The organism is Nisaea nitritireducens, from assembly GCF_014904795.1.
In the GTDB taxonomy this organism is placed as follows: domain Bacteria; phylum Pseudomonadota; class Alphaproteobacteria; order Thalassobaculales; family Thalassobaculaceae; genus Nisaea; species Nisaea nitritireducens.
On the sequence record NZ_JACZFS010000027.1, the window covers coordinates 74,475 to 94,187 of the forward strand.

The following is a 19,713-nucleotide window of genomic DNA, read 5'->3' on the forward strand; positions in this document are numbered from 1 at the left end:
GAGTCCGTGCAGGCGTCCTCTTTTCCGCCCGTCGGGCGAGCAGAGGAAAAATGCGCTCCGCCAAGCCTGATGCCACCGGGACGAACGAGCCGGCAACCCACACGATCCGTTCCGGGAACAGCAGCAGTGGAGAACGTATTTTCCACACGCGAAACAATATCTGACCGCTTCGTTCTAATTTCATAGCGTGACCTAGGCGATCGGGAACGAATTTTATATTTATCCTCCACGAACAGCTGATCTCTCGCTCTATTAAGCGAAACAGCCGATACGAATTCCTAAGATTACCGGCACCGGATTGCCGTCATTGCCGCCGACCGGAACAGAGGCCAGATCGGCCCACTCCCGGATCAAGCGCCACCGCAATAACCGGCCGGTCAAGAGAACGGAACACGACAATGAAATCGATCGTCACAGCTTTGATTGCCCTGGTCGCACTGTGCGGGTCTGCGGTCGCCCAGGCGGCGACGCCACTGGTCAGCGTCGAGTGGGCAGCGGCCAATATCGGCAAGCCCGGCATCGTCTTTCTCGATGTGCGCGGCCGCCTCGCCGGTGCCAGCAAGGAAGATTACCTGCGCGGCCACATTCCCGGCGCGATCTGGACCAATTACCTGAAGGACGGCTGGCGCACCGAGGACGGCAACGGCACGATCGCCCAGCTTTCCAGCGCCGAGACGCTGGAAACCACGATCGGCAATCTCGGTATCGAGAACGAAGATCACGTCGTCATCGTTCCGGCCGGAAAATCAGCGCTCGATATGGGGACGGCTACCCGGATCTACTGGACGTTCAAGGTCGCCGGCCATGACGCGGTGTCGATCCTGAACGGCGGCATGAAGGCCTACACAGCCGAGATTGACGCAAAGACGAAGCAGCCGGTAAACCCGCTCGAAACCGGTGAGATCGTGCCGGAGCCGACGATTTTCTCCGTAGAGCTGCGTGAGGACATGCTGGTCACGAAAGCCGATATGGCCGCGGCAAGCGACGCCGGCGCGGTGATCGTCGACAACCGGCCGCAGGACCAGTTCCTCGGCATCAACAAGCATGCCAAGGCAAAGCGCGCGGGAACCATCCCGGGTGCACGCAACCTGCCGGAAAACTGGCTGACGCAGAACGGCGGCACGTTCCGGGACCGGGACACCATCACGAAGCTCTACAGGATGGCCGGCATCACGACCGATGGCGCGCAGATCAACTTCTGCAATACCGGCCACTGGGCAAGCCTCGGCTGGTTCGTTTCCCAGGAAATCCTCGGGAACACGGCTGCCAAGATGTATGACGGCTCAATGGTCGAGTGGTCAGCGGACGCAGGCCTCCCGGTCGACTCGATGCTGGAGCGCCCGCAGACGGCCCAAGTCACTCAGTAGGCACACCCGAGAACAGGACCGGCGCCAGCAGCCGGTCCACCGGGGCGAAATCGTCGGTCAGCACAACCGGAGAAACTTCTCCGGGATCCATCAGGTCCCCGATCGCGATCCGCTGCCAGCTACGGCGGATCCCGAAGGCGGAATGGATCGTTTTTTCCGGCACGCCTGACAGAGCCGCAACAACCTCATAGGTCACGCGGCCGTCCGGGCCGACGCCGGTCCCCTCGCCAATCTCCCGCCAGACCGTCACATCCGCGAAGTCTAGCGCCAGTGTCTGGACCAGCGCTGCGAGGAAGCGCGGATTGCGGGCCCCATCCACCACATTCGCGACGTAGAAACCTTGCGGACGCAGCCGGGCCGCGACCTCGGCATTAAATTCGCGGCTTACCAGATGGGTTGGCACGGATATGTCGTGGAAGGCGTCGCCGAAAATCACGTCGAACCGGGGTTCGGGCGGCAGGGACTGCAGCAGGGCACGGGCATCACGGTGATGGATCTCGAGCCCGGATGCGGACACATCCAGCCAAAGATGGTCACGCGCCGCCGCCGTGACCGCCGGATCGATTTCCGCGACCACCAGACGGGCGCCGGGGACTGTCGCCGCCCAGGAACGCGGCAGGGAGTAACCGCCGCCGCCAATAAAGAAGGCCGAGAAATCCACACCGGGAAGATCGAGCGGGAACCGGCGCCGTGCAAACTCATCGACGAATTGAATATAGGGGCTGAAGAGCAGGCTCGGGTCTGCCTTGTCATTGATGCTGTGCACCAGATTATCCAGCACCATCAGATTGCTCGGACGACCGCTATAGGGCGCAAAGTCATCGATGACGATGCAGAAATAGTCGCTTTCGACAGTGCATCTGGAGGTGAACGCACCGCGGGCGATCCCTGTCCCGGCGAGGGGCAAGCCAAGGACCACGATCGATACGGCGGCAATCAGAGCCGGACGCCTTCCCGCGAGCAGAGCGCACCCCAAAGCGAGGGTGCCGTATAGCACGGTCACGGCGATCAGCGTGCCGCTGGAGCCGATCCAGGAGATGAAGAGATAGCCGGCCGAGAGCGTGCCTAAAATGCTTCCGGCCGTGCCGACAGCATACATGGTTCCAATCACGGCCCCCGTCTGGCCCGGATTGGCGTCGACGGACAGTTTTGTGACCATCGGCGCAACCATGCCGACAAAGAGGCTCGGCAACAGGAACAGTGCCGTTGTCAGGCAAACCACGATCGTCACCTGGCCGAGCCCTGACGACAGCAGCCCGACAGCCAGATCATTGAGCAAGACAAGAGCAAGCAGGCTGCTCGCTCCGGCCAATGCAAGCGAACCAGCCAGACGCTTCAATACACTCTGCCTGTCCGTTTCGGGACCGGCCATGAGACCACCGATCCAATGCCCGGCGGAGAGGCCAGCCAGAACCACAGCAATAATCGCCGTCCAGGTATAGAGCGACATGCCGACATAGGGCGCGATCAGGCGGCCGGCGACGATCTCCACCACAAGGCCACCGGCCGAGCTGAGGAAAAGGACGATTCCGAGAAACAGACGGATAATCAGCGACATGGAACCTCTGTTTTCTGCGACGTCGCTCATGAAAGAGCCCTTCCTGGAGCCGGAGAATAGCCCCGCTCTCCCATTGACCACTGGCAGGCCCCGGCACCGAGCCACATGGAGAGCAATGCCAGCCAGGCGGTCAGAGACAGTACCGATCCGCCGGTGACGCCGGCACCGACCGCGCAGCCGCCGGCGAGCATACCGCCGAAGCCCATCAGCACAGCGCCGAAGACGTAACGCACCATACCCGTCGACTGGTCAAAAACCTCGACACGGAATTCCCGCCTGACGAGCGACGACGCGCAGGATCCGAGAGCGACGCCGGGCACGAGACCGAGACTGAAACTCAGCGGTACGCTGGGTGCGGTGATCAGCGCCATGAGCGTATCCGCCGACGGCCCCGTGAAGGTAACGCTCAGAACCGATACCGGCTCGAAAGAGACATGCGCCAGAGACGCCGTAAAGAGCCAGCCGCCCGCGATGGTCCCGCCCAGCGCCACGGATAGCAGGGCACGGGGCCAGCCCAGAGCCGATCTGGATGCCAACAGCACCGCGACCGCCAGCAGGGCGCCGCCGAGGAGGATGCCGAAAACATCGGGAACATGAAGATTGAGGTTCCGGATTTCCGGACTGACCGTCCAGAGGGCGGAGAGGTCGAGCCGCAAGGGCGACAGGATGCCGGAAAGCGCCGCCTGGGCCACGACCGTCACCAGCAGCCCGGTCATCAGGGCCCGGAGATTCCCGGTCGCCGAAAGCACCAGCAGGCGGCTGGCACAGCCGCGGGCGAGGATCATGCCGATGCCGAACAGTGCGCCGCCGATTATTGCTCCCGAGAGCGTTCCGACGGAGGTCAGCTGCCGTACCTCCATTGCCGGCAAGGCTTCCGACCAGAGCAACAACTGAACGAATAACAGCGCAGAGCCGAAGACGAGCAGCCAGACTGCGAAACTCGGCCCTGCCGTGCCGCGCCAGAATTCCAGCGATGCGCTTCTGAGACAGAAGCGGCTGGCCTGAGCGCAGCCCCCGAAAGCGACACCGACCAGCAACCCGCCAAGTCCGGCCTTCGCCGGATCCGACAGCAGGTCGCTCGCAAGCAATGTCTCAAGAAATTCCATATCGACCAGTCTGTCAGATGCTCAGGCTAAGCGTCCCGCCGCCGGCCAGTCCGGCCAGGCGGCGGGGTCAATGCATGTCAGCCGAACATGTCCTTGCTGATCCCGGCGTACCAGCCGATGCTTTCCTCGTAGGTCTGCTTGCGAAGGGCGGCATCCTCGCCGTTCTGGCTGATAAAGCCCGAGGTCTTGGCGATCTTCTCCGCCGTCGCCTCATAGGCAGCGCCAACCTTCACGCCGTTATTGGTGCCTATCAGCGACCAGCAAGTGTTTGAGAACTTGGCCGGAAAGACCTTCGAGCCGGTCAGTGCACCGCGAATGGCATTCGCCGCCACCTTGGCCTGGCTGTTGGCGGAAAAACCGGATTTCGGCATGTCCCCCTGATGCGCGGAATCTCCGAGAACGTGGATATTCTCGTCCTCTCGACTCTGCAGCGTGGCGGGAACCACAGGTGCCCAGCCCTTGTCGTTCGTGATCGCCGCCTGTTCGGCGATCCTGCCGGCCTTCATGGCCGGAATGACGTTGACCACGTCCGCCTTCGTCACCTCGCCGCCGACAACCAGCTCCATGCTCTCCGGCCGTACTTCCTCCAGAGCCCCCGTGAATTCGGCATCCAGCCAGTCGACCATCCCCGGATAGCTGTTTTCCCAGCCGGCCTGGAACAGCCCCTGTTTCGAGAACTTCTTCTTCGGATCGAAGATCAGGATCTTCGCCTTCGGGTTCTTCTCCTTCAGCATATGCGCAACCATCGAAACGCGCTCATACGGGCCCGGAGGGCACCGGTACGGGTTCGGCGGAGCAACCATTGCGAACACACCACCCGGCCGCATCGCTTCGACCTGCGCCTTCAGAAGCTCAGTCTGCGAGCCCGCCTTGTAGGCATGGGGCATATGGTTTTGCTTCGTGACATCCCAGCCTGGTACCGAACCGTCGACGAAATCGATACCGGGGGAGAGAACCAGCCGGTCATAGGGTAATGCTGCCCCGCCAGCCAGGGAGACAGTCTTCTTGTCCCGGTCGACGCCAACGGCCCAGTCGTGCACGACGTTGATGCCGTATTCGCTGGCGAGCGTTCCGTATGTATGGCCAAGCGATTCAAGGCTCCGGAAACCGCCGAGATAAAGATTGGAGAAGAAGCAGCTGAAATAGGTGCGGGTCGGCTCGATCAAAGTGACGTCGAGCGCGCCCTTGCTGTCTTTCGCAAGGTACCGCGCTACAGTCGCGCCGCCGGCGCCGCCGCCGACGACGACCACTTTCGGCTTTCCGTGACTGGCGCCCATGATCATCGGCGCCGTGGTAAGAGCGGCGGTCGCCGCCGCTCCTTTAAGGATCGACCTTCTACTCAGAGACATGGCACTTCCTCCCTATTACGCCCCGTTCATTCGAGGCTTTCGAAATACGCTGCCAACCCGGCGATCTCTTCGTCCGACAAACGGCCGGCAATCATCCGCATCACCGGGTGCGGCCGGATCTCGGTCTTGTAGGCATGCATGGCGACGACAAAATCCTCCCGCGGCCACCCGGTAATCGCGGGGATACCGCTGTCCGATCCGCTCTTCTGGTGGCATGTCAGGCATTCACCGGAGAGATATTCACCGTAGTCCGGATCGCCGACGATGGCGAGAATGGCCGGATCGACCGCATGGTCGGTCGCCGTCGATGTGGGTTCCGCTTCCGGAATGTCGCTCGGCTTGTCGGAGAAGGCGCGCAGATAGGCGATCACATGCGACCGGTCCTCAGCGCTCGGCATGCCGATGAAATTCATCCGCGTCCGCGACACCAGGCTTTTGGGGTTTTCGAGATAGGCGTCCAGACTGTCCGCTGTCCAGATCAGGCCGTCGGCTCCGGCGCGGATCAATCCTTCGGAATACCGGAAAGCCTCGACCGAGCCGGCTACGCGGCCAAACACGCCGTTCAAATGCGGGCCGACGGAGTTTCGCGCATCCTTACCGACACGGTGGCAGGCTTTGCAGACCTGGAAAAGCCTTGCCCCGGTCTTCGCATCCCCGATTTCGCTCGCACCAACCGGACCGGACGCAGGTGAGACGGCAAGCACCATTGCAAGGCTGACTGCCTTGACGATGCGAGCCGTCCACACACTCATCCGGATATCCTTTCCTACTCTGTCATCGCCTTCAGGTAAGCGATAACAGCCGTGAGATCGTCTTCTTTCTTCAGACCGGCAAAGGCCATCTTGGTCCGCTTGATCATCGACTTGGGCTTGGCGAGGAAGGTCGCGAGGGTTTCCTCGTCCCAGACCAGCCCGTCAGCGCCGGCGCCCTTCATATCCTTGGAGTATTTCTTGAAACCTTCCGCAGTACCAGCGGCTCGTCCAAAGATACCATTCAGGTGCGGCCCGATCTTGTGCTTTGCCTTATCGCCGACAGCATGACACGCCTTGCATTTCTTGAAGACCTTTTCCCCGGCCTTGACCAGCGCCGGATCCACAGCCGGCGCGGCGGCAACCTGGGTTGCTTCGTCTTTTTCGGCAGCCGCTTCATCCGCCGCCGGAGCCGCTGCGGAATGCTTGGATGTCGGATCGTCCGGCGTCACGTCGACAACCTGCGCACGGGCCGTGATCTTCACCTCGGGCTTGCAGTCCGTCATGCAGGGAGTGCGACTCTTCCAGACGGCAGACTCCGTACGGTCGTCCGGATAGAAGCCCGCAGCATTCGGCATGGCGACTTCTGTGAAATTGTCCCGGCTGAGCTCGAAATCGTCATCGACCAGATCGTTCAGATAGAGCAGATAGGCCGTCAGCGCATAGGTCTCGTCAGCCGTCAGGGACTGCGCATCGCCGAACGGCATGGCCCGGTGCACGTAATCCCAGACAGTCGAGAGATAAGGCCAGTAGGACCCGATGGTCTTGACCGGGCGAGCACTGGTCAGCGTGTCAATACCACCGGCCAGCACCGGCCAGCGATCGACAGCCTCGCCGAAATCGCCATGGCAGGAGGCGCATCGTTCCGCAAAAATCGGCTCACCGGCCTCTACCGAGCCACTGCCTTCCGGCAGGCCGAGACCATCAGGGCGCACGTCAATGTCCCAGGCAGCCACCTCGTCCGGTGTCGCCGGACGGCCGAGGCCAGTGGGCTCCGCCATCGCGCCTCCTGCGAGGCCGACAGCAAAGGTCAGGGCCGCCAGATTAAGAAATTTCGACATTCTCGGCCTCCCCGTTCGCATTGACATGCCAGGTCTGGATTCCATTGTTGTGGTAGATCGAATTCTCGCCGCGGACGGCGCGTAGCTCGTTCTTGGTCGGCTGCACGTAACCGGTGCTGTCGACTGCACGTGACTGCAGCAGCAGCGGGCTGCCGTCCCAGTCGAACTCGTAATAGAAGCGGTGCATCGACTTGTCCCAGGACGGCCCGTCGATCCGCGCCTGATGCCAGTTGCGGCCGCCATCGGTGGTGACGTGCACTTCCTTGACGGTACCGCGCCCGGACCAGGCGACACCTGTAATGATCGTCCGGCCCTTGCCGTGCGTGATCGGTGCCTGCGGGCTCGGGTTGGTGATTACCGACTTGGCGTCCATCTCCCAGGTGAAGCGGCGAGCTTTGCCGTCCGCCATGAGGTCCGTGTATTTCGAGGTTTCCTCTCGATGGTGCCAGGGCATGTCACCGACTTCGATGCGGCGCAGCCACTTGACCCACATGTTGCCTTCCCAGCCCGGCACCACCAGACGCACCGGATAACCCTGTTCCGGCCGCAGCGCCTCGCCGTTCATGGCAAAGGCGACCAGACAGTCGTCGAGGGCCTTTTCGATCGGCACGGAGCGGGTCATGGCCGCTGCGTCCGCGCCTTCGGGCATGATCCATTTCGCGTTGGTCTTGAGACCGGCTTCCTCAAGGATCGTCTTCAGCGGGATGCCGGTATAGATGACATTGTGGATCATGCCGTGGGTGAACTGACAGCCGTTCAGCTGCGCGCCGCGCCATTCCATGCCGCTGTTTGCCGCGCATTCCAGGAAATAAGCGCGGTTCTCCCGGGGGAAGCGCTTCAGGTCCGCCATGGTGAAAACCAGCTCGCGCTCCACCAAGCCGTTGATCATCAGCCGGTACTTGGCCGGATCGACCTCCGCGACACCGCTGTGATGGCGCTCGAAGCAAAGGCCGTTCGGCGTAATCACGCCGTCCAGCTCATGCAGCGGGGTGAAGTTGATCGAGCTCACAGGGTCCGCGGTCAGCCAGGGAACATTCCTGCGGCGAACATGAGCCTCATAGGGTGACGGCGTGCCGTAGGGTTTTACGTCAACGCCTTCGCCAAGCTCGTTTGCCCAGGGCTGAACCTCAAGGATCGCGGGATCGCCTGCGGCCAATGCCGGCGCCGCGGCGAGTGCGCCACCGGCAGCCAAGCCGCCCTTCAGGAAGGTTCTGCGTGAGGTTGGTGTCTTCTCAGTCATCTTTCCGTCTCCGGCCCGGTCTATCCGGCAATTGTCTTCACGGCTGAATTCGGGGTGATTTCGACCCGTCCCTTGCGAGCGACATAGTCCTCGACAAGGTCGTAGATCGGCGGGCCCTCGGTACCCTCGTTTACCGACGCCCAGCCCGCGACCACATAGGACTTGGCCGGATCGATGGCTTCGCCGGTTTTCAGTAGCGTCAATCCCGAGATACGGCTGCCGATCGGCTTGTTGACGTCGATCGAGTAGCCCATGCCTCCGACCCGCACCATGTCACCACCCTGCTGATAGTAGGGGTCGGGGTTGAACAGGTTATCGGCGACATCCTCGAGGATTGTGTGGATCAGCTCGCCCGTCATCTCGCTGCGATAGACGTTGGGATAGGTCATCGCCGTCGCGCTGTAGATATCCTCGCGGGTGATATCGTCACCCGGCAGCAGGCTCGGCCCCCAGCGGAAGCCAGGCGACAGCGCGATATCGGCTTCGCGTTCCTCCAGCAGCGCCTGGCAGATCAAGTCGTCCCAGGTACCGTTGAAGTTGCCGCGCCGGTAGAGCAGGGATTCGGTCTGGCCGATCACCTCTCCAAGTTCCGCCTTGAAAGGAGCGCGCTGGGCGTCGACCAGTGCGGTCATTTCAGGATCCGGCGCGATCACGTCCGAGAAGATCGGGATCAAGCGGTAGTTGAAACCTTTCACCCCACCGTCGCGGACATCGAGATCCAGACGGGAGACGAACTTGCCGTGCGAGCCCGACGCGACCACCAGCGTGTTACCGACCTGAACCGGCTCCGGCAGGGCGTCGTGCGTGTGCCCGGAAAGAATGACGTCGATGCCTTCAACCTGGCGCGCCATCTTGCGGTCAACGTCGAACCCGTTATGGGACAGCACGACAACCAGCTCTGCACCGTCCGCGCGCACTTCCTCGACCACCTCGCGCATGCGCTGCTCGCGGATGCCAAAGGAGAGGTTCGGGAACATCCAGCCCGGATTGGCGATCGGCAGATACGGGAAAGCCTGACCGATGACAGCAACCTTGACCCCGCCCCGCTCGAAGATCGAGTGGGAGTCGTATGCCGGCTCGTTCCATTCACTGTCGAAGATGTTGGCGCCAAGGAAGGGGAACGGCAGTTCATCGACAATCTCGGTCACCCGGTCGATCCCGTAGGTGAACTCCCAGTGCGAGGTCATCGCGTCCGGCTTCAGCGCGTTCATGACATTGACCATGTCCTGACCGGCAGTACGCAACGCCGTCATGGAACCGTGCCAGGTATCGCCGCCATCCAGGAACAGCGCGTCAGGCCGGTCGGCGCGGATCGACTTCAGAACGGTAGAGACCCGGTCAAACCCGCCGATCTGGCCGTATTCCCTGGCGAGCGCGACAAAATCTTCAGACGTCAGCGCGTAAGCCTCGGGGGTGCCGGCTTTCAAACCGTAAGTGTCGAGAAACTTCTTGCCGGAAATATGAGGCGGCAGGCCTGCTGACTCACCGACCCCTATATTGATCGACGGCTCACGAAACCAGACTGGCATGAGCTGGGCATGACAGTCAGTGAGATGCACCAGGGTGACATTGCCAGTGGTCTCGAAGTCCAGCAGCTGATTCTGGGTAAGGCGCTGCTGTGCGGCGAGCTGGGCCCAGTTCCCGAAACCGCTCAGACCGACGATTGCAGAGGCGGCAAACGACGTCTGGAGGAAATCGCGGCGCGACAACATGACATGAGGCTCCTTCAGCAAGTCCCGTTTCGGGACACAATTCTCCCAGCTGAAACGCCCTGCATTTCAGGCAAAGGAGCAGATAAAGCGTTTAAACTCCGACCGTGTCCGGAGCCCTCGACGGACCCCGGACACGAACCGGATCAGTTACGCAGCGCCGGTGTTTCGACCGAGAGGCCTTCACCACGCGATGCAAGATAGAGCTCAAGGGCGGTAAACTCGTCCGAGCCGCGCTTGAACGGGGTTGCGCGGATATTGTCCATGCAACCTTTGAAACGGCGGTGGATCGAGCCCATGCCCTGCCACTTCAGACGGTAGACCGGGAAGCCGTTGATCTGGCCCTGGCTGAGATGGTCGGCCCGGATCATGTTGCCATAATTGTTCTCGTGGCAATGGGCGCACGACATGTCGAGCTGGCCGACGCGGGTGTAGTAAAGTTCCTCACCCCGCTTCCACCAGTCGGCGGCCGGACCGTCGACCTTCACCTTCACGGGCATGCCGCGGGATTGCAGGCCGATATAGGCCGTCATCGCCAGCATCTCCTGGCTTTCCCATTTCCACGGTTTGGCCTTCTGATGCTCTTCGCGGGACCAGTTGATGTGATCCTCAAGCGCGAACAGCGTCTTCTTGCCATCGTGCCATTTCGGCATTGAGGCCCGCAGACCCTTCATGCTTTCAGCGGCATCACCGTGGCAGTCCGCGCAGGATTTTCCATCAGCACCGTCCGCTGTTTCCCACAATTCCTCGCCGTATTCCGCGAAGATCATTGCTGGATTTTCGAAATCGTCTGTCTGCAGTTCCTGGGTTTCGTCATTCCGGAACCGCCAGCCGGACAGGATTTCCGACAGCGGTGAGTCAGCCGGTGCGTCCAGCTTGGTGACAAAGGCCTGACCGTCAACCACCAGCTCGGCATCTTCATCGGCCAACGCCACGTTTGCCGTGGCCGCGAAGAGTCCAATGACCCCCATTGCCAAGAGTTTTTTCATGCCATCCTCCCATGTCTCCATTCGTTCAAGCGACGGAGATCTTTTTCTCGATGTCGTAGACGGAACCGTCATCATCGGTCCATTCGAACCGCATGGTTCCAGACTCCGTCAGCTTGACCGAGAACTCGACATAGGGGTTCGCGGCAACAGCAGGCTCCATATCCATCCAGAACACGTCCGTGCCGTTATATTTGGCGACGAACTTGTTGATGATCTTGCGCGGAATGAGCTCACCGGTCTTGCGGTCCTTGCGCTGACCGGATTCCATCGGATGGCTGATCAGGGTCTTGATCGTGATGGCCTCACCGGCCTTGGCCTTTTTCGGCACTTTCACGCGGGGTTTGATTTTTGCCATGGTTCTGTTTCCTCCGTCCTCAGCCGCCGCAGCCGCCGATGGTCACCTTCACTTCGCGCCGGGCCATTTTCGTCGACCCGTCCGGCATTTTCGCGACGGCCACGATATCCTGCGTGGACGCCAGACGAATGCGCGTGGACGCGCGGCTCTCGGCACACATTTCAGTAAAGTGGAACGTCCCGACCCCGGGGCTCGGATTGCCTGCGGCAAGGATCATGATTGAAGCGGCGCCGTCTGCTGCCACTTCGATCGGCACGGTATTGCCGTTTTCGGCAATTTCCGGAGCGCCAATCTCGACACCGCCGGTCTCCGGCATGCCGCCGGCAAATTTCTTGATGGCCGCTTCGACCGCGTCCTCGCTTGCGTTGGCCGGAACCTGGATCAGGCCAGCGGCAGCAAGGCCGGCAGCAAGCGCGAACAGGTCACGCCTTGTCATCTGCATTGGATATTCCTCCGTTTAACGTAGCTTCGCGAGGGCATAATGGCCCACCGCCTGCCTTTATTCCTCTTTCAGGGTCATCAGATACGCGATGACATCCTCAACCTGCTGAGCCGTCAGGACCGTCTTGCCGGCAAATTTCTTGGCAACCCGGTTGAGGCCAGCTTCACGATAAAAACCAGGCATGATGGTTTCCGGCGAAAGCGCTTCCTTGGAATTGACGACAATCGCCCGGAGCTCTGCCGCGGTCCAGCGACCGGCCACCCCGTCAAGAGGCGGGCCCACTTCACCGTGATACGGCTGATCCGCCATATCGGAATTCACATGGCAAGCCAGGCAATTACCAAGCTTGCGACCCATGACCCACTGACGCCCCTTTTCAGGATCGCCGGGTTTGTCGGTCAGCGCCTGAGCGACCGCGCCGTCGACGATCTTCACGTCAGCGGGCTTGACCGTCTCCGCCGAGACGCCCGAAACACCAAGCATCAACGCCAGCACGGTGGTGACAGCAATCCTCATCACCGGATCTCCTCCCATTTTTTTGTCGGTCAACGCTTTGGCTGACCTTTGAATTCAGGAAATCGTAAAATTCGTTTCAACGCAACAACAAATTCATATCTTTGAATTTGTTGTTGCGTTACAGGCATATGCCCTTTCGAGGCATCATCCGGTCGCTCCTACTGCGCCTTCTGTTGTTCGAGGAAACGGCGGGCATGATATTTCTGGAAATGCTCCTCGCCCTCGTAACCTTTCTCCCGGATCCAGGCGAACATGTTCAACGTGGTCCATTTTCCGAAGGCCCCGGGCATCGTCGCGACTGCGGCTGCGCCGGCATTGCCCGCCTCAGGTACCTCCTCCGGCATGAAAAGGATCGTCGGCGTGAACACCACACCCCAGCGCTTGGCCATCTCCTTTTCAGGCAGGGCGGTGCCATCCAGGTCGGTCACCTCCTCGTCGCCGAAAAGATTGTACTGAACCACGACGAAGTTCGACTTGATGAACTCGACGACCTCCGGATCTGACAACGGCCCCTCATGCAGCTGCTTGCAGTAGATGCAACCGCGCTGCTCGAAGATCATGGCCAGCCGCTTGCCCTGGCTTTCGGCGTCCGCGATATCCTCGGCCACATCCTTGAAAGAAACTGTAAACCAGGAATTCTTGTGAAGACCGTCCTCACCGACCTCGGCCAATGCCGGGTGAATGATCAGCAAGGCTGCGAGAAGTCCAAAAATCACACGCGTCATGTCCTGTCTCCTCATCCGATGGTTCCGAATACCGGGAAAGTGTCGATCATCCACTGGGCAATAACGCCGACCGTGTTGGTGCCGATCAGGGCGGCAAAGACCAGCAGCGTGGCGCCAATGCCCTTCTCGACAACAGCAACGTAACGGCGGACCGATTTCATCCACTGCATGAAAGGCCCAAAAAAGAAGGCCGCGAGGATGAATGGCAAGGTCATGCCGATGCCATAGCCGAACAGCAGGAAAGCACCTTGCTGGACCGTTTCAGCGGCTCCCGCACTGAACAGGATCATCGCCAGAACCGGTCCGACGCAGGGGGTCCAGCCAAAAGCGAAGGCAAGCCCGACCAGATAGGGGCCGATCATCCCGGCCGGGGCCGCGACATCCATCCGGGCCTGCCGGTACAGCAGCGGTATTTTCACCCAGCCAAGGAAATGCAGTCCCATGGCGGCGATTACGATCGCTGCGCCATAGCGCAGAATGTCGAAATACTCGCGTAGCTGCTGTCCGAACGCCGACGCGCTGGCGCCGAGGCCGACAAACACCGTAACAACCCCCGCCGAGAACAGAATCGCGGACAGCACAACCTTCCGGCGCGCGGCTCCGTCGTTTTCCCGCTCTTCGAGCTCGTTCATCGATACCCCGGCCATATAGCAGAGATAGAACGGGACGATCGGCAAGATGCATGGGGTCAGAAAAGATGCCAACCCGGCAACAAACGCGCCGCCAATCCCTATATCGAAGCCCATTTTGAGCCCATTTTCTTATCTTCCCCGTACGTTTCCCCGACCGTACTTGCGGTCAACATATTCTCACATTAGAATTTGTTATTATGTTCCATGCTCCGTTACGACAAAGCAAGAAATTGTTGGCGGCCGCCACGATGGCGGTCCTCGCCTCCGGTTTTTTCATCTGCGCCGCGCCAGCTACCGCCGGCAGCGAACTGCTGATGGTCGAGCAGACGGGCTGTGAATGGTGCGACGCCTGGAATGAGGAGATCGGCGGCATCTATCACCTGACGGACGAGGGAAAACGCGCGCCGTTGCGCCGGCAGGACCTGTTCGACACCTGGCCTGCAGACATAACGGTCAAGGGATCGGTGCACTTCACGCCGACCTTCATTCTACTGGAAGACGGAACGGAAACCGGCCGTATCGAAGGCTATCCGGGCGATGATTTCTTCTGGCCGATGCTCGTCCGGCTTCTCGACAAAAACACGCGGACAAAGCCGCTCAAGGCAAACCCGCCCAAGGAAGGAAACGACTGATGAAAAAGACTATTCTTGCATGTGGTACCCTGGCATTCCTGCTGGCGCTCACACCGTTCCATCCGTCAAAAGCCCAGAACGCCGAAGCACTTGTCAGCTACGAGTCGATGAAGCCCGAGGTCGCCCTCAATCTCGCGCAAGCCGCCCTGAAGATTTGCGGCGAGGCTGGCTATCAGGTGGCTGTTGCCGTTGTCGACCGGACGGGCCTGACCCAGGTTCTCCTGCGAGACCGTTTCGCTGGCCCGCACACCGTCTCCACAGCGACGCGCAAGGCCTGGACCGCTGTGAGCTTCCGGTCGTCGACGCTGGAATTGTCTTCCCTGGTGCAGACCGATGCCGTGATGGCGCAGCTGCCTAATATCACCAACGCCCTCGTCCTCGGCGGCGGTGTCCCGGTCCTGGCCGCCGGCAAAATAATCGGCGGGATCGGAATCTCCGGCGCCCCCGGTGCCGATCTGGATGATGATTGTGCCCAAAAGGCTATTGAAACCATCCAGGATTTCCTAGATTTCTAACGCTGCCAACTCTGGAGCCGACCTATGCCTTTGCCTGTTTTGGACGAAACCGTTACCGACGCCGAGATCGATGTCATGATCGAGAACGCGACGCATGCGACAGAGTTCATGAAAGCACTGGCACATGAAGGCCGGCTCCTCATCCTTTGTCAGCTGGCCACCGGTGAGAAATCCGTGACCGAGCTGGAAGAATTGCTCTCCTCCCGGCAGGCCGCTGTTTCACAGCAGCTTGCCCGACTCCGGCTGGAAGGCCTGGTCAATCATCGCCGCGAGGGCAAGACGATCTATTACAGCCTGAAAGACCAACGGGCCATCCGCATGCTGGAATTGCTCTACGACATGTTCTGCAAGGAAGAAATCGTATCGGCCGTCTAGGCATTCCAGCGCGGTACACCGCGTAAAAACCTCAGTCGACACCCGGCGCGGGAAGCGCCACACTCCCCCGATGTTTGCGCTCTCCGATACGGCCGCCGTCACATTGATCGGCTTTGCAACCGGTGCCGTTCTTGGCCTTGCTGGCCGGATTCCGCGTTTCTGTACCCTTGGAGCGATCGAGGATGCGCTCTATGGCGGGAACCGCGACCGGATCATGATGTGGCCGATGGCAATCGGAGTCGCGGTTGCGGTAACGGCTGTGCTTGCGGCACTCGGCTGGGCGACGATCGAGGACTCCGCTTATTTCAGATACGAATTCAGCCTCTCCGCGTCGATCATCGGCGGCCTGATGTTCGGGATCGGCATGGCGCTCGCCGGAAATTGCGGGTTCGGTGCACTGGCGCGTGTCGGCGGCGGCGATATACGCTCGGTACTGATCGTGCTGGTGATCGGAATCGCCGCTTATATGGCGGCTGTCGGACCGCTGGCCGAGATCCGGACCTTCCTGTTCCCGAGAACCGAGGCAGCAGACCCGAACGCGGGCTCCATTACCGGCTTCATCGCGGAACATACCGGATTTCCCGCACTCTATATTGCTCTTGCCCTTGCCGTCTTGCTGATCGCGCCCGCCCTCACCGACCCTCATTTCATCAGTAATCGCTCCGCCGTCATCTGGTCCGTCCTGATCGGGCTGTCCTGCAGCGCAGCCTGGTGGGGCACCAGCTACATCGCTAAAACCGGGTTCGAACACGTTCCAATTGAATCTCACAGCTTCACCATGCCGCTCGGCGAAATCGTCCTGCAGATCATGGGGGTCGGCAGTCCATTCGGCGGGTTCTCTGTCGGATCAGTATCCGGTGTGCTGTGCGGCGCTCTGCTCGGTGCCCGCATACGGCGTCAGTTCCACTGGGAGGCCTGCGACGATCCGGGTGAGTTGAAGCGCCAGATCTTCGGGGCGGTCCTTATGGGCTTCGGCGGCGTGATCGCGCTCGGCTGTTCCGTCGGACAGGGCCTTTCCGCGTTTTCCGTACTGGCCTGGAGCGCACCGGTGACCGCCGCATCCATCAGCGTCGGAGCCATTATCGGATTGCGCTATCTGGTGGAAGGCAGCCGGATGACCGACGCCCTGTTACTCCCTTTCCAAAGCCTTCTCGCCCTTTTCCGCCGCGGGCCGCGGTCGCGCCCCTGAATCCGCGGAAATCGACGGGGCCAAACGAGCTCAGACATTTGGTCACAGGGTCAAGCAGCACTATCCCGCTGCTTGATGTTTGAATTGTTAATGATTTCCTCGTACCTATGCAGGTCGGCCTGACAAAATCCGAGAGCTTCCCGGAAGCCGATACGGGTTGGAATGAGTCAGGCGGCACTAGCTACCCGTTCAAAAGAAAGAATAGTTTTAAATCATGAAGCTCCGCCGCTGGCAGCAAAGTGTTATCGACGACTTCCAGTCCATACGCGAAAGTTACAAGCGCTTTGTTCTCAAAGCGCCCACAGGCGCCGGGAAAACGGTTCTTGCCCGGGAAATCATCGATCGATTTTACGAAGGCAAGAACGTCCTCATTCTATGCCACCGGCTGGTTTTGCTCGATCAGCTTCAGGCGGCGCTGACCAAAGGCCGGCGCGTTAAAACGCTGAAGGTCTCGGACAAAGGCAAGGCATTCGAGGATTACGACGTCCTTCTGTCCACCAGCATGCGGGCGCGGGAAGTGCTGGAAGACGCGATCCCCAAAGCCGACCTGATCATTGTCGACGAGGCCCACCGCGTCTCGCCAAATGGCAGTGGGTACAAACGCATCATCGATCTGTTCCGCGAGCAGGGAAAAGCCGGCGCGCACTTCATGGGCCTGACGGCATCGCCGGAGCGGCGGACGGGCGACCAGCGCGACCAGCTCAGCGCGGCTTTCGATGCCATCATCGACTGCGCCGATATTCAGGATCTGATTGCGGAAGGGATCCTGGTGCAACCGAGATACCGGCCGCATTTCGTTCATGACCTTAATCTGGACGGCATCGAAGTCAGTTCCGGCGAATATCCCGTATCCCGGCTGACAGACGAAATCATCAGATCGTCGATGCTCGATTACGCCACGCAGGCCTACCTGGAAGAGCGGGAGAACATCCAACCGCAGCCGATATCGGCCTGGTTCTGTCCGGATATCAAAGTTGCCGAATTCACCGAGGAGCGGCTTCGAAGCATTGGAATCAACACGGCGATTATAACGGCAGGAACGCCTCTGACAGAGCGGCGCCGCATCCTTGCGGCACATGACAAGGGCGAAATCGAGGCGCTCATCTCTGTCGGCGTGCTGATCGAGGGATGGGATAATCCCGAGTGCAACATCATTGTTCACATGCGGCCCACGCTCTCGAAAGTTTTGTGGGGCCAGTCGATCGGGCGCGGGCTTCGCTCTTCCCCGAACAAAACCGAATGTGTCGTCATCGATGTCAGCTCGAACTGGACGACCTTTGGCCCTGTCGAGAAATTAAAGTGGACTCTCTGGAGCCCTCCCCGGTCATTCCTGCAGTTTCAAAACCGGTTTAACTGGATTGGCCAGCAGCAGGACGATGAGGAGAACCCCGAAACCTATCTGCTCTGCAAGAACGAGACGGCGCAGGGGAAGTCATGCTCCCACATCTACAAGAAAGGCCGCTTCGAGGGCGACACATGTCCCGCATGCAACAAGTATGCGGCCGTCGATATCTATAAAGCGCAAAAACTGGATCTAACGCTCAACGACAACAAGCTGCATCGCATTTTCTTTTCCAAGGTGCCCGAGATTTTTGAAAGCCTGAACACGTCGATCTGGGGAACCCTTGAGGGCAGCGCATGGCGCACGGCGAACGAGAGAGAGATGGTGTATCTCGTCTTTTGCCTCGCCTTCGTAAAGTCATCCTCCGACGTTGCCAGCACCGAAGGACTCTATTGGGAAGACACCCTCAGGACAGAAGCGGAAATACGCCGCGAATTGATTGATAATAAACGCTTTGTTACCAAGAAAATGGAGTTCGAGCTAAGCTGGCTGGCAGATGGTCTGGATACACGCCGTCATGTGCGCACCCTGCAAGCCGACTATGGCGTCTCGATCATGGGACCAATCCTGAACGACTTCTCCCGCGCCGAATGTGAGGCTAAATACCAACGCGCCATAAAAATAACGGAACGGATTGTTACTCTGGGGTGCTCGGCCAGAGATGATCTGCCGTACTTTGTTGCTTAGGCTGTCATCCGGCAGCCTGAGACGGTTCCGCCAGCACCGACAGGCGGATGAAGGCCCAATTGAAGCTCGGCTCCAACCCGTGCTCGTTCATCCACGCCTCCAGCAACTTGTACGCTTGCCACTCGGTCTTCCGAAGGCAGCCACCCCTTGCTCCTGAATGGGACGAAATCTATCAGTTCGTGGAGCAAAGCACTTTAGTCGCGCGTGCTGTTGATATCCCAAGGATTCGCCAAGCCAATCTGCTCTGCGACACCTTGATAGAGGCCATCGGGCAGCGTCAGTGATATTCAAATTTTAGCGGATGTCGGCGACAGTTATTCAGACACACTTGAAGTGATGAACGGTCTGATCCCCAGCCATGTTGTTTTCAATGGCAAGGTTGGAGCCCTCACAGGCGACAACGCGCTTAAGGCGAGCCAGGGCGAGCGGGTGTTGTTCGTCCACAGTCAGGCGAACCGTGACAGCCGTCCGCACCTGATCGGCGGGCACGGCGATCTGGTCTGGGAGCATGGCAAGTGGAACAACGACCTGATGGAACAGGTTGTCGCTCCGACGGAATACAACGCCGCTCATGAAGGCAAGACAGATAGTTAAGCCAAAAGCTCCTAATCTGTCAGTGCTCAGCGGCCGCTCGAACGCCCTGGCGGCGGCCAAAGCGGGACTGTAGAGCTTGACAGACTTGGTTCAAAATACGATCAAAAGAACAATGTATTCGGAAGCACTGTTTCTCGATGACGAAGTCAATTGCCCTTCGCAGTTCCCAACCACGGCGAATGTCCCGCGAGGAGAAATCCCGCGAAACCTATAGGCTGATACTGGAATCTGCAGCGCAGGTGGTTGGAAGCGTGGGTTACGCAGACGCATCGATTTCAAAAATCACCCAGCTCGCCGGCATCGCGCAGGGGACTTTCTACAACTACTTCAGATCACGCCAGGACGTCCTGAACAAGCTCCTGCCCTACATGGGCCGGCAGATGCTCGATCACATCGCCACCTCGCTGCCGCGCGCCCTGACCGGCCCCGCGCGCGAGGAAGCACGCCTGCTAGCGTTCCTGGAATATCTCAACACCCATCCGGCATTCTACCGCATCCTCTATGAGGCTGAAGTATTCGCGCCGGAAGCCCATGCTGAACATTTCCGCGTGCTGGTCAGTGGCTACAAGGGTTCGGTCCGC

At 60.0% G+C, this 19,713-nt stretch carries 21 protein-coding genes; 8 read left to right on the forward strand and 13 right to left on the reverse strand.

Annotated features, from left to right (window positions below):
- Window positions 1–398 precede the first annotated feature (398 nt).
- Window positions 399–1,367, forward strand: a complete 969-nt coding sequence (locus IG629_RS10030; protein WP_193171818.1) for a sulfurtransferase — start codon at window positions 399–401, stop codon at window positions 1,365–1,367.
- Here IG629_RS10030 and IG629_RS10035 read toward each other — a convergent pair.
- From IG629_RS10035 to IG629_RS10095, 13 genes are all read right to left on the reverse strand, one after another.
- On the reverse strand, window positions 1,357–2,955 hold the full coding sequence (locus IG629_RS10035; RefSeq protein WP_193171819.1) for a fused MFS/spermidine synthase: 1,599 nt from the start codon (window positions 2,953–2,955) through the stop codon (window positions 1,357–1,359). The genes IG629_RS10030 and IG629_RS10035 overlap by 11 nt on opposite strands.
- Window positions 2,952–4,031, reverse strand: coding sequence for a YeeE/YedE family protein (locus IG629_RS10040; RefSeq protein ID WP_193171820.1), 1,080 nt, complete (start codon window positions 4,029–4,031; stop codon window positions 2,952–2,954). Before IG629_RS10040 ends, IG629_RS10035 begins: the two co-directional genes overlap by 4 nt.
- Before the next feature lie 77 nt (window positions 4,032–4,108).
- Entirely contained in the window at window positions 4,109–5,380 is a 1,272-nt protein-coding gene (locus IG629_RS10045) for an NAD(P)/FAD-dependent oxidoreductase (RefSeq protein ID WP_193171821.1), read from the reverse strand.
- Between the two features lie 26 nt (window positions 5,381–5,406).
- A complete protein-coding gene (locus IG629_RS10050) occupies window positions 5,407–6,132 on the reverse strand; it encodes a c-type cytochrome (protein ID WP_226886589.1) in 726 nt (241 codons plus the stop codon).
- A 14-nt stretch (window positions 6,133–6,146) separates the two neighbouring features.
- Complete coding sequence (locus tag IG629_RS10055) at window positions 6,147–7,190, reverse strand: c-type cytochrome (RefSeq protein WP_193171822.1); 1,044 nt, start codon at window positions 7,188–7,190, stop codon at window positions 6,147–6,149.
- Complete coding sequence (gene soxC / locus IG629_RS10060; RefSeq protein WP_193171823.1) at window positions 7,174–8,430, reverse strand: sulfite dehydrogenase; 1,257 nt, start codon at window positions 8,428–8,430, stop codon at window positions 7,174–7,176. Before soxC ends, IG629_RS10055 begins: the two co-directional genes overlap by 17 nt.
- 20 nt (window positions 8,431–8,450) lie before the next feature.
- Window positions 8,451–10,142, reverse strand: coding sequence for a thiosulfohydrolase SoxB (gene soxB, locus IG629_RS10065; protein WP_193171824.1), 1,692 nt, complete (start codon window positions 10,140–10,142; stop codon window positions 8,451–8,453).
- 143 nt (window positions 10,143–10,285) lie between these two features.
- Window positions 10,286–11,128, reverse strand: a complete 843-nt coding sequence (gene soxA / locus IG629_RS10070; protein WP_193171825.1) for a sulfur oxidation c-type cytochrome SoxA — start codon at window positions 11,126–11,128, stop codon at window positions 10,286–10,288.
- A 25-nt stretch (window positions 11,129–11,153) separates the two neighbouring features.
- Entirely contained in the window at window positions 11,154–11,483 is a 330-nt protein-coding gene (gene soxZ / locus IG629_RS10075) for a thiosulfate oxidation carrier complex protein SoxZ (protein ID WP_193171826.1), read from the reverse strand.
- Between the two features lie 19 nt (window positions 11,484–11,502).
- The gene (gene soxY / locus IG629_RS10080; RefSeq protein WP_193171827.1) at window positions 11,503–11,925 is read right to left on the reverse strand and encodes a thiosulfate oxidation carrier protein SoxY; all 423 of its coding nucleotides are present in this window, start codon (window positions 11,923–11,925) and stop codon (window positions 11,503–11,505) included.
- A gap of 57 nt (window positions 11,926–11,982) precedes the next feature.
- Complete coding sequence (soxX, locus tag IG629_RS10085) at window positions 11,983–12,441, reverse strand: sulfur oxidation c-type cytochrome SoxX (protein WP_193171828.1); 459 nt, start codon at window positions 12,439–12,441, stop codon at window positions 11,983–11,985.
- A gap of 158 nt (window positions 12,442–12,599) precedes the next feature.
- A complete protein-coding gene (locus IG629_RS10090; RefSeq protein WP_193171829.1) occupies window positions 12,600–13,166 on the reverse strand; it encodes a thioredoxin family protein in 567 nt (188 codons plus the stop codon).
- Window positions 13,167–13,177: 11 nt separating this feature from the next.
- Window positions 13,178–13,912, reverse strand: a complete 735-nt coding sequence (locus IG629_RS10095; RefSeq protein WP_193171830.1) for a cytochrome c biogenesis CcdA family protein — start codon at window positions 13,910–13,912, stop codon at window positions 13,178–13,180.
- A 134-nt stretch (window positions 13,913–14,046) separates the two neighbouring features.
- Here IG629_RS10095 and IG629_RS10100 point away from each other — a divergent pair, with 134 nt between their 5' ends.
- From IG629_RS10100 to IG629_RS10130, 7 genes are all read left to right on the forward strand, one after another.
- A complete protein-coding gene (locus IG629_RS10100; protein ID WP_193171831.1) occupies window positions 14,047–14,430 on the forward strand; it encodes a thioredoxin domain-containing protein in 384 nt (127 codons plus the stop codon).
- Window positions 14,430–14,945, forward strand: a complete 516-nt coding sequence (locus tag IG629_RS10105; protein WP_193171832.1) for a GlcG/HbpS family heme-binding protein — start codon at window positions 14,430–14,432, stop codon at window positions 14,943–14,945. Before IG629_RS10100 ends, IG629_RS10105 begins: the two co-directional genes overlap by 1 nt.
- A 24-nt stretch (window positions 14,946–14,969) precedes the next feature.
- Window positions 14,970–15,320: an ArsR/SmtB family transcription factor gene (locus tag IG629_RS10110; protein ID WP_193171833.1), complete on the forward strand. Its 351-nt coding sequence runs from the start codon at window positions 14,970–14,972 to the stop codon at window positions 15,318–15,320.
- A 70-nt stretch (window positions 15,321–15,390) separates the two neighbouring features.
- The gene (locus IG629_RS10115) at window positions 15,391–16,509 is read left to right on the forward strand and encodes a YeeE/YedE family protein (RefSeq protein ID WP_193171834.1); all 1,119 of its coding nucleotides are present in this window, start codon (window positions 15,391–15,393) and stop codon (window positions 16,507–16,509) included.
- A gap of 214 nt (window positions 16,510–16,723) precedes the next feature.
- Window positions 16,724–18,538, forward strand: a complete 1,815-nt coding sequence (locus IG629_RS10120; RefSeq protein ID WP_193171835.1) for a DEAD/DEAH box helicase — start codon at window positions 16,724–16,726, stop codon at window positions 18,536–18,538.
- 336 nt (window positions 18,539–18,874) lie between these two features.
- A complete protein-coding gene (locus IG629_RS10125; RefSeq protein ID WP_226886590.1) occupies window positions 18,875–19,132 on the forward strand; it encodes a copper-containing nitrite reductase in 258 nt (85 codons plus the stop codon).
- Window positions 19,133–19,311: 179 nt separating this feature from the next.
- Window positions 19,312–19,713, forward strand: a 402-nt coding sequence (locus tag IG629_RS10130; RefSeq protein ID WP_193171843.1) for a TetR/AcrR family transcriptional regulator, incomplete at its 3' end; no start/stop codon positions are given.

Bases quoted from the DNA above. Each gene is read 5' to 3' on its own strand.
- soxZ (WP_193171826.1), bottom strand. From the start codon at position 11,483: ATGGCAAAAATCAAACCCCGCGTGAAAGTGCCGAAAAAGGCCAAGGCC.
- IG629_RS10115 (WP_193171834.1), top strand. From the start codon at position 15,391: ATGTTTGCGCTCTCCGATACGGCCGCCGTCACATTGATCGGCTTTGCA.
- IG629_RS10110 (WP_193171833.1), top strand. From the start codon at position 14,970: ATGCCTTTGCCTGTTTTGGACGAAACCGTTACCGACGCCGAGATCGAT.
- IG629_RS10100 (WP_193171831.1), top strand. From the start codon at position 14,047: ATGGCGGTCCTCGCCTCCGGTTTTTTCATCTGCGCCGCGCCAGCTACC.
- IG629_RS10050 (WP_226886589.1), bottom strand. From the start codon at position 6,132: ATGAGTGTGTGGACGGCTCGCATCGTCAAGGCAGTCAGCCTTGCAATG.
- IG629_RS10030 (WP_193171818.1), top strand. From the start codon at position 399: ATGAAATCGATCGTCACAGCTTTGATTGCCCTGGTCGCACTGTGCGGG.
- IG629_RS10120 (WP_193171835.1), top strand. From the start codon at position 16,724: ATGAAGCTCCGCCGCTGGCAGCAAAGTGTTATCGACGACTTCCAGTCC.
- soxA (WP_193171825.1), bottom strand. From the start codon at position 11,128: ATGAAAAAACTCTTGGCAATGGGGGTCATTGGACTCTTCGCGGCCACG.
- soxC (WP_193171823.1), bottom strand. From the start codon at position 8,430: ATGACTGAGAAGACACCAACCTCACGCAGAACCTTCCTGAAGGGCGGC.
- soxB (WP_193171824.1), bottom strand. From the start codon at position 10,142: ATGTTGTCGCGCCGCGATTTCCTCCAGACGTCGTTTGCCGCCTCTGCA.
- soxX (WP_193171828.1), bottom strand. From the start codon at position 12,441: ATGAGGATTGCTGTCACCACCGTGCTGGCGTTGATGCTTGGTGTTTCG.
- IG629_RS10125 (WP_226886590.1), top strand. From the start codon at position 18,875: ATGAACGGTCTGATCCCCAGCCATGTTGTTTTCAATGGCAAGGTTGGA.
- IG629_RS10045 (WP_193171821.1), bottom strand. From the start codon at position 5,380: ATGTCTCTGAGTAGAAGGTCGATCCTTAAAGGAGCGGCGGCGACCGCC.
- IG629_RS10040 (WP_193171820.1), bottom strand. From the start codon at position 4,031: ATGGAATTTCTTGAGACATTGCTTGCGAGCGACCTGCTGTCGGATCCG.
- IG629_RS10035 (WP_193171819.1), bottom strand. From the start codon at position 2,955: ATGAGCGACGTCGCAGAAAACAGAGGTTCCATGTCGCTGATTATCCGT.
- soxY (WP_193171827.1), bottom strand. From the start codon at position 11,925: ATGCAGATGACAAGGCGTGACCTGTTCGCGCTTGCTGCCGGCCTTGCT.
- IG629_RS10105 (WP_193171832.1), top strand. From the start codon at position 14,430: ATGAAAAAGACTATTCTTGCATGTGGTACCCTGGCATTCCTGCTGGCG.
- IG629_RS10055 (WP_193171822.1), bottom strand. From the start codon at position 7,190: ATGTCGAAATTTCTTAATCTGGCGGCCCTGACCTTTGCTGTCGGCCTC.
- IG629_RS10090 (WP_193171829.1), bottom strand. From the start codon at position 13,166: ATGACGCGTGTGATTTTTGGACTTCTCGCAGCCTTGCTGATCATTCAC.
- IG629_RS10095 (WP_193171830.1), bottom strand. From the start codon at position 13,912: ATGGGCTTCGATATAGGGATTGGCGGCGCGTTTGTTGCCGGGTTGGCA.